General features: G+C 70.8%; 10 protein-coding genes and 1 pseudogene. 4 read left to right on the plus strand and 7 right to left on the minus strand.

The window, feature by feature from the left end; genetic code table 11:
• Positions 1-259: 259 nt before the first annotated feature.
• From VFM98_RS07030 to VFM98_RS07055, 6 genes are all read right to left on the minus strand, one after another.
• Positions 260-943: an RNA polymerase sigma factor gene (locus tag VFM98_RS07030; RefSeq protein ID WP_414708995.1), complete on the minus strand. Its 684-nt coding sequence runs from the start codon at positions 941-943 to the stop codon at positions 260-262.
• A 5-nt stretch (positions 944-948) separates the two neighbouring features.
• Positions 949-1,272 carry a cupredoxin family copper-binding protein gene (locus VFM98_RS07035; RefSeq protein WP_325109197.1) on the minus strand — a complete coding sequence of 108 codons (324 nt, stop codon included), beginning with the start codon at positions 1,270-1,272 and terminating at the stop codon, positions 949-951.
• A 1-nt stretch (position 1,273) separates the two neighbouring features.
• On the minus strand, positions 1,274-1,798 hold the full coding sequence (locus tag VFM98_RS07040) for a DUF4142 domain-containing protein (protein ID WP_325109198.1): 525 nt from the start codon (positions 1,796-1,798) through the stop codon (positions 1,274-1,276).
• A gap of 109 nt (positions 1,799-1,907) precedes the next feature.
• Positions 1,908-2,879: a tripartite tricarboxylate transporter substrate binding protein gene (locus tag VFM98_RS07045; RefSeq protein WP_325109199.1), complete on the minus strand. Its 972-nt coding sequence runs from the start codon at positions 2,877-2,879 to the stop codon at positions 1,908-1,910.
• A gap of 25 nt (positions 2,880-2,904) precedes the next feature.
• Positions 2,905-3,786, minus strand: a complete 882-nt coding sequence (gene xerD / locus VFM98_RS07050; RefSeq protein WP_325109200.1) for a site-specific tyrosine recombinase XerD — start codon at positions 3,784-3,786, stop codon at positions 2,905-2,907.
• Positions 3,787-3,827: 41 nt separating this feature from the next.
• Positions 3,828-4,799: a tripartite tricarboxylate transporter substrate binding protein BugE gene (locus VFM98_RS07055; RefSeq protein WP_325109201.1), complete on the minus strand. Its 972-nt coding sequence runs from the start codon at positions 4,797-4,799 to the stop codon at positions 3,828-3,830.
• A 158-nt stretch (positions 4,800-4,957) separates the two neighbouring features.
• On the opposite strand from VFM98_RS07055, the gene VFM98_RS07060 reads away from it, so the two are divergent.
• A complete protein-coding gene (locus VFM98_RS07060; RefSeq protein ID WP_325109202.1) occupies positions 4,958-5,872 on the plus strand; it encodes an AEC family transporter in 915 nt (304 codons plus the stop codon).
• Positions 5,873-5,907: 35 nt separating this feature from the next.
• On the plus strand, positions 5,908-6,399 hold the full coding sequence (locus VFM98_RS07065) for a hypothetical protein (protein ID WP_325109203.1): 492 nt from the start codon (positions 5,908-5,910) through the stop codon (positions 6,397-6,399).
• A 19-nt stretch (positions 6,400-6,418) separates the two neighbouring features.
• Here VFM98_RS07065 and queG read toward each other — a convergent pair whose 3' ends face one another.
• Complete coding sequence (gene queG / locus VFM98_RS07070) at positions 6,419-7,453, minus strand: tRNA epoxyqueuosine(34) reductase QueG (protein WP_325109205.1); 1,035 nt, start codon at positions 7,451-7,453, stop codon at positions 6,419-6,421.
• A 27-nt stretch (positions 7,454-7,480) separates the two neighbouring features.
• Here queG and tsaE point away from each other — a divergent pair, with 27 nt between their 5' ends.
• Complete coding sequence (gene tsaE, locus VFM98_RS07075; protein ID WP_414708996.1) at positions 7,481-7,975, plus strand: tRNA (adenosine(37)-N6)-threonylcarbamoyltransferase complex ATPase subunit type 1 TsaE; 495 nt, start codon at positions 7,481-7,483, stop codon at positions 7,973-7,975.
• Positions 7,975-8,183: pseudogene (locus tag VFM98_RS07080) on the plus strand (N-acetylmuramoyl-L-alanine amidase); the annotation flags it as partial. The gene tsaE and the pseudogene VFM98_RS07080, both read left to right, overlap by 1 nt.

Raw genomic sequence — 8,183 nt, forward strand, 5'->3', positions numbered from 1 at the left:
TCGCGTAGGCTGGCGCTGACCGCGCGCGAATGCGCGCCGGAAGCCCAGCGCTCGCTGCGCTCGCGCATCGCTGGGCTTCGCAGGGCTCAGCACCAGCCTACGGGCGCCGCATCGCTTGGGGGCCAACCAGCCTACGGGCGCCGCATCGCTTGGGGGTCAACCAGCCGACGGGCGCCGCATCGCTTGGGATCGACCAGCCGACCAGCGCCGGCATCGCTGGGCGTCGACCAGCCCGCCGGGGCCACGAACCAGCGCGGCCCTACTTCCCCAGCTTCTCCATCACCCTCGCCACGATCCGGTCGCAGCGGTCGCCGGCGAAGGAGAACACGTCGCGCTCGGCCAGGTCGATGTCCTGCGCCAGCGACTCGCGCAGCATGCTGCGGGCGCGGAAGTGGCGGCTGCGCACCGTGGCTTCGGGCAGGTTGAGCGTGCGGGCGGTTTCCTCCACGGTCAGCTCCTCCACCGAACGCAGCACGAACACCGTGCGGAAGGCCTCGGGCAGCTCGTCGAGCTTGCGTTCCAGCACCGCGCGCAGCTCCGCCCGCACGAGGGCACGGTCCGGCGTGTCCTTGTCGTCCGCTGGCATGCCCGGTACCTCCTGTTCGTCCGGGCCACCCATCGCCACCATGGGCACGATGTTGTCCCGGCGCGCCTGCCGGCGCAGCCGCGCCAGGCACTGGTTGACCACCACCCGCGACAGCCAGGTGGCGAGGCTCGCTTCGCCGCGGAACGCGCCCAGCGACTGGTAGGCGGCCAGGTAGGCGTCCTGCACGGCCTCCTCGGCGTCGGCCGCGTCGCGCAGCATCGAGCGCGCGAGGCGGTACAGGCGCTGGTTGTAGCGCCGCATCAGCAGCTCGAAGGCGGCCGTGTCGCCCGCGCACACGCGGCTGGCGAGCGAGGCGTCGTCCAGCTCCTGCGGGGCGGACCGGGTCTGCAGGTTCATGCGCGTCATTTGACCACCACCGTCGCCTTCATGCCGGGATGGTAGTTGCAGAAGTAGTCGTACGTCCCGGCCTTGGTCATGACATGGCGCCAGCTCTTGCCGACGGCAAGGTCGCCGGAGTCGAAGTTGCCTTTCGCGGTGACCGTGTGCGGCACCACGTCCTTGTTCTGCCACACCACCGTGTCGCCCTTGTTCACGGTGAGCGTCTCGGGCACGGATTTCATGCCTTCGATCACCACCGTGTGCGTGGCGGCCGCGGCCAGGCCGGGCAGCGCGCAGGCTGCGGCCAGGCCGGCGGCGAGCAGCAGCTTGCGCGCGCCCGGGTTCACCTCACATCCCCAGTTCGTGCTGCAGGTGCTTGGCGTGGTCCAGGTGGGCCGCGATGGCGGGGCGCACCTTCTCGATCAGGCCCTTCAGCTCCGCGTTCTGGGCCGAGGGGATCAGCGTCTTGTCGATCGCATCGAGCACGGCCTGGTGATACGCGACCTCGTGGGCGACGTACTCCTTGTCGAATTCCTTCCCACTGAGCTTCTTCAGCTTGGCGATGTTCTCTTCCGCGCCCTTCATCAGGCTCTTGCTGGTGTCGTTGTCCTCGGGCTTGACCTTCAGCTTGGTCGCCAGCGCCACCGCCTGCTTGTTGACGCCGCTGTGGTCCGTGATCATCTGCTGGGCGAACTTGTCCACTTCCTTGTTCTTGGACTTGCTCTTGGCCAGCTTGCCGGCGTCGATGTCGATCTGGTTGGCCGTGACGACGATGTGGGCGATCTGCGGATCGGTCGGGCCACTCTGGGCCTGGGCGGACAGGGCGAAAGCGGCCAGCGCGGCCAGCACGAAGGGGGGCATCGTTCGGATCATGGTGGGCATCTCCTTTGGGGCGCCCGGCCGGGCCGTCTGGCCCGCGAAACCGGGTGTGCCGCCATAGATGCCACGGCGCGCCGGCGCGTTCCCGCTGCCGCGATGCAGGCTATTCGGCCTGCATCCCGACGGCGCGCACGAGCACCTGCGCGCCGTCCGCCTCGGCCACGAGCTGGCGGGCGAAGTCGCGCGCGGTGCCGCCCGTGGGCAGGTTCTCGCCCGCGACGATGCGGGCGTGGACGGCAGGGTCCTCCAGCGCGGCGTTCACTGCGCTGTTGATCCGGTCCAGCAAGCGCACCGGCAGGTTGCCCGGCGCGAAGATGCCGAAGTGCAAGGCCAGGTTGGCGCGCGGGAAGCCCAGCTCCGCAAAGGTGGGCACCTGCGGCAGGCTCTCCAGCCGGCGGGGCGCGCCCACGGCCAGGGCCTGCAGCCGTCCGGCCTGGATGTAGTCGACGAGCGCCGGCGCCGCGTTGGCGGTCAGCACCTCGAACTGCGCGCCGAGCGCGTCGTTCACCTGCTGGCCGCCGCCCTTGTAGGGGACGTGCACCAGCCGCACCCGGGCGCTCGCCTGCACTTCCTCCAGCATCAGGTGGCCGGGCGAGCCCAGGCCCGGCGTGGCCCAGCGGACGGTGTCGGGCCAGTCGCGCGCGCGCTGCAGGAAGTCGCGGAAGTCGCGCACCGCCAGCGCGTTGGTGGCCATGAACAGGATCGGCGAGACCATCACGCTGGCCACCGGCGTGAAGTCGCGCTCGCGGTCGTAGGGCACCCGGCCCAGCGCGGGGCTCAGCACCAGCGGGCTCGTCGCCGAGAAGGCGAGCGTCTGGCCGTCGGGCGCCGCCTTGGCCAGCGCCTCCATGCCGATGGTGCCGCCCGCACCGGCGCGGCTTTCCACCACCACGGCCTGGCCGATCTGGGCCGCGATGCGGCTGGCCAGGGCACGCGCGATCAGGTCGCTCACGCTGCCGCTCGGGTAGGGGACGATCAGCCGCACCGGCCGGCCGGGCCACTGCTGCGCACGCACGGGCAAGGCCAGGGCCGCCGCGGTGGCGGCCAGCAGGGCGCGGCGCGTGGGGTGCGTCATGCCGTGACTTTCCTGCAATGTCGGGTCAGCCGCGCGGGTGGTGCTGCGCATGCAGCAGCTTCAACCGCTCGCGGGCCACGTGAGTGTAGATCGTGGTGGTGGAGATGTCCGCGTGCCCGAGCAGCATCTGCACCGCGCGCAGGTCGGCGCCGTGGTTCAGGAGGTGGGTGGCGAAGGCATGGCGCAGCGTGTGGGGCGACAGCGGCGCCGTGATCCCGGCCGCGGCGGCCTGCTTCTTCACGATCACCCAGAACATGGAGCGCGTCATGCCGTGGCCACGCGCGGTGACGAACAGGTCCTCGCTCTGCTGGCCGGCCAGGATGGCCGGGCGCGCCTCGGCCAGGTAGCGCAGGATCCAGTCGCGCGCCACCTCGCCGAAAGGCACCAGGCGCTCCTTGCTGCCCTTGCCCAGCACCCGCAGCACGCCCTCGTTGAGGCCCAGGTGGAAGGTCTTGAGCGTGACCAGCTCGCTCACGCGCAGGCCGCTCGCGTACATCAGCTCCAGCATCGTGCGGTCGCGCAGGCCGAGTGGCGTATCCACGTCGGGCGCAGCGAGCAGCGCCTCGACCTGGGCTTCGGTGAGGGTCTTGGGGATGCGCGCCGGCTGCTTCGCCGACTGCAGCCGCAAGGTGGGGTCCGCCGCGATCAGGCGCTCGCGCAGCGCCCAGCGGAAATAGCGCTTGAAGACGGTGAGCCGCCGGTTGGCCGAGGTGGCCTTGCCCTTCGCGCGGGCGGCGAAGTAGGCCAGCAGGTCGTGTTCCTCGGTGGCGGGAAGGTGGCGGCCGCGCTGGGCCGCCAGCCACTGCTCGTAGAGCGTGAGATCGCGCCGGTAGGCGGCCAGCGTGTTGCGCGCCAGGCCCTCCTCGAGCCAGAGGGCGTCGATGAAGGCGTCGATGGCGTCGGACATGACGTCGTCGTCCCCGTGCAGGCGGGGACGACGGGAACAGGTCAGTCCAGCTTCAGGTGCGCGTCCTCGACCACCTTCTTGTACACCGCGTACTCGTTCCTGATCTGCTCGGCGAACTGCTCGGGCGTGTTGCCGATGATGATCGAGCCGGTGTCCTCGATGCGCTTGCGCACCGCCGGATCCTCCAGCGCCTTCTTCGTGGCGGCGTTCACCTTGGCCACCACGTCCTTCGGCAGGCCCTTGGGGCCCAGGATGCCGTAGTAGGCCAGCCGGTTCACCGGCTCCAGCCCCACTTCCTTGAAGGTCGGCACGTTGGGCAGTTCCTTCAGGCGCTGCGGCGCGGCCACCACGATCGGCACCAGCCGGCCGTCCTTGATGAAGGGCAGCGCCGAAGGCAGGTTGTCGAACATGATCGGCACCTGGCCGGCCACCACGTCGTTGAGGGCCGGGCCCGCGCCGCGGTAGGGGATGTGCGTGATGAAGGCGCCCGACAGGCTCTTGTACAGCTCCATCTGCAGGTGGCCGATGCCGCCGGTGCCGGAGGAGGCGTACGAGAACTTGCCCGGGTTCTTCTTGATCAGCTCGATGAAGGACTTGTAGTCCTTGGCCGGGAAGTTCGGGTTCACCGCGATGATGTTCGGCGTCGCGGCGATGTTGATGATCGGCGTGAAGTCGGTCAGCGGGTTGTACGGGATCTTCGGGTTGATCGCCGGGTTGGCGGCCGTGGTCGACACCGTGGCGATGCCCAGGACGTAGCCGTCCGGCGCCTGGCGGGACGTGTCCAGCGCGCCCACGATGCCGCCGCCGCCGGCCTTGTTCTCCACGATCACCGCCTGGCCCAGGATCTTGCCCAGCGGGTCCGCGATCACGCGGGCGATGATGTCGGTGGTGCCGCCCGGCGCGAACGGCACCGTCAGCTTGACGACCTTGTTCGGGTAGCCCTGCGCGAGCGCCGGAGCGGCCGCGGCGCCGAGCAGCGTGGCCGCCGCAGCGATCCAGACACGTCGTTTCATTCGAGTCTCCTTGCGATTTGCTGAAACCTTGCATCGTAAGTGCAGATGCGAGCGCGGCCGTGCCACGGGGCGGCCATGGGGCCTCGCCCTCAGCCAACCGCAAGCTTGCGTTGACATGGCGCCGGGGCGCCCCGGCCGCAAACGCTATCCTCGCGGCCGTGCATTTTGTCCAGCTCCTCCTGCCCGACTTCTCCCTGATCCTCTGCGGCTGGCTGATCTGCCGCTACACGGCCCTCAACCGCACGGTGTGGGAGCAGGTGGAAGGGCTGGTGTACTTCTTTCTGTTTCCCGTGCTGCTGTTCCAGTCCATCGTGCGCAGCCCGCTGGACCTGGGCAACGCCTCCAGCATGGTGGCGGCCGGCCTGCTGCTCGGCGCGAGCGGCATCGCCCTCGCCTACCTGCTGCCCCACCTGCCGGGACTGGGACGCCATGTCGATGCGCGCGAGCACGCCGGGGCGGCGCAGGTCGCCTTCCGCTTCAACTCCTTCATCGGCCTGGCGCTGGCCGAGCGGCTGGCCGGGCCGCAGGGCCTGCTGCTGATCGCGGTGCTGATCGGCGTCAGCGTGCCGCTGGTGAACCTGGGGGCCGTCTGGCCCATGGCGCGGCACGGGCGCACCGGCTTTGCCCGCGCGCTGCTGCGCAACCCGCTGATCATCGCCACCGCGCTGGGCCTGGCGAGCAACCTCGCCGGGCTGCGGGTGCCCGGCTGGATGGAGCCGACTGTGAACCGGGTCGGCGGCGCCTCCGTGCCGCTGGGCCTGATGGCCGCCGGCGCCGGCATGGCGCTGGGCTCGCTCATGCAGCAGAAGGCGCTGGCAGCAGGCCTGCTGGCGATCCGCCACCTGCTGCTGCCGCTGGTGGCGGCGCTGCTGGCCTGGGCCCTGCAGCTGGACGCCCCCCAGACCCTGGTGCTGCTGCTCTTCTCGTCCCTGCCGACGGCCTCCAGCTGCTACGTGCTGGCGTCGCGCATGGGCTACAACGGTCCTTATGTGGCCGGACTCGTGACACTCTCCACGATTTTGGGGATGACAAGCCTGCCTTTTGCCATCGGGGTGTTGGGCGGAAACGGCTGAGACGTATAGGATCACCTCATCGTTAGGAGAGCGGGATGAAAAAGAACAACATGCCCGCGTTGTTGTTCGGTGCCGTGGTCCTTGGCCTGGCGGCGCCGGCTTCCGCGGCTCTGTACCGGTGCGGCAACGTCTTCCAGGACCGTCCGTGCGACGCCTCCGTCGTGCGCGAAGCCCCGCAGCCGGGCGCCAGCGTTCCCGCGGCGCCCCGGCGCGCGGCCAGCGTGCCGATGCCGGAAGCCCCCGCCGCCAGCCTTGCTGCCCCGGCCAGTCCCGCCGCCCCGGCCACTTCCGCCGCGGTGGTCACCCCCGCCCTCGAGCCCGCCTCCGCCCCGGCCAGCGCTGCCGCCGCGGCGTCCACCCCGGTGCGCCGCAAGGGGCCGCCCAGCCTCGCCTGCCCCAACTTGCGGGTGCAACTCAGCGCCATCCAGGCCCGCCTGCAAGCCGGCGGCCGGCCCCAGACGGTGGAGATGTACCAGCGTCAGCGGCGCGAGGTCGAGAAGAGCCTGGAAGAAGGCATCTGCCTCTGAGGCGGCGCGACGCCGCGCCTCAAACCTGCTGCAACGCCCACTCCACGTGCTCGCGCACGAGGGCACTGGGGTGCTCCCGGCGGGCCTCCAGGGCCGCGCGGATCGCGGGATCGTTGCCGCGCCGCAACGCATTGCCCAGCGCCACCGCGATGTTGCGCAGCCAGCGCTCGTGGCCGATGCGCCGGATCGGGCTGCCTTCGGTGTGGCGCAGGAACTCCTCCTCGCTCCAGGCGAAGAGCGCCGCCAGCGGCTGGCCGACCAGCGCCGCCCGCGGCGCGAAGTCGGGCAGGGTCGCGGCCTGGGCGAACTTGTTCCAGGGGCACACGAGCTGGCAGTCGTCGCAGCCGTAGATGCGGTTGCCCATCAGCGGCCGCAGTTCGGGCGGAATCGGGCCGGCGTGCTCGATCGTGAGATAGGAGATGCAGCGCCGCGCATCGAGCCGGTAGGGCGCGACGATCGCCCCCGTCGGGCACACGTCGATGCACGCCCGGCAGGTGCCGCAGTGGTCCCCCACCGGCTCGGTGGGCGGCAAGGCCAGGTCCACGTACACCTCGCCCAGGAAGAACATCGAGCCGCCCTCGCGGTTCAGCACCAGCGTGTGGCGCCCGCGCCACCCCTGCCCGCTGCGGGCGGCCAGTTCCACCTCCAGCACCGGCGCCGAATCGGTGAAGACGCGGTGACCGAAGGCGCCGATCTCCGCCGCGATGCGCTCGGAGAGCTTCTGCAGCCGGCTGCGCAGCACCTTGTGGTAGTCGCGGCCGCGCGCGTAAAGCGAAACGATCGCTTCACGCGGCCTTTGCAATCGTTCGAATTCGATCGCCTGCCAGCCTTCGGGCGTGGCCGGCAGGTAATCCATGCGCGCGGTGATCACGCTCACCGTGCCGGGAACGAGTTCGGCCGGGCGGGCACGGCGCACACCATGGTTTTCCATGTAGGCCATCTCGCCGTGAAATCCGTTGGCAAGCCACGCGAGCAGCCCGGGTTCGGCCCCGGAGAGGTCGACGCCCGCCACTCCGATTTGGGAGAATCCCAGCTCGCGCGCCCACTGCCGTATCCGGGCCAGCAGGACATGAGCATCGAATTGAACGCGGTCGACCGACACCCGCCGATTGTAGGAAGCGCCTCCCGGCCCTTGCGCTGGGCCGGCGAAGAGGACACGCGCGCCTTCGCCGAGCGCCTGGCCGCGCACCCCGCCATCGCCGACGCCTTCATCGCGCTGCACGGCGACCTGGGCGCCGGCAAGACCACGCTGGTGCGCCACCTGCTGCGCGCGCTGGGTGCGCAGGGCCGCATCAAGTCGCCCACCTATGCGGTGGTGGAGCCCTACGAACTCCCCGGCCACGCCGCCTGGCACTTCGACTTCTACCGCTTCGACGACCCGCGCGAGTGGGAGGACGCGGGTCTGCGCGACATCTTCGCCGGCCCCGGCCTGAAGCTGGCCGAATGGCCCGAGAAGGCCGCCGGCCTGCTGCCGCCGGCCGACCTCGACATCCACATGGCGCTCGACGAGGACGCCACGCACCGGCGCGTCACCGTGCGCGCCAATACGCCGCGCGGCGCGGAGCTGCTGTCGTGATGCGGCGCCGCCGGCTCCTGCAGGGCAGCGTCGTGCTGCTGCTCGGCGCGCAGCAGATCGCCCACGGCGCCACCATCGTGGCCGTGCGCCTGTGGCCCGCGCCGGAATACACGCGCCTGACGATCGAATCCGACGGCCTGCTGTCCGCCACCACGGTGAGCGGCCCACGCCGCCTGGCGGTGGACATCAAGGGCATCGCGCTCGACCC

Origin of the sequence: Ramlibacter sp. (assembly GCF_035706265.1) — a bacterium.
GTDB lineage: Bacteria > Pseudomonadota > Gammaproteobacteria > Burkholderiales > Burkholderiaceae_C > Ramlibacter.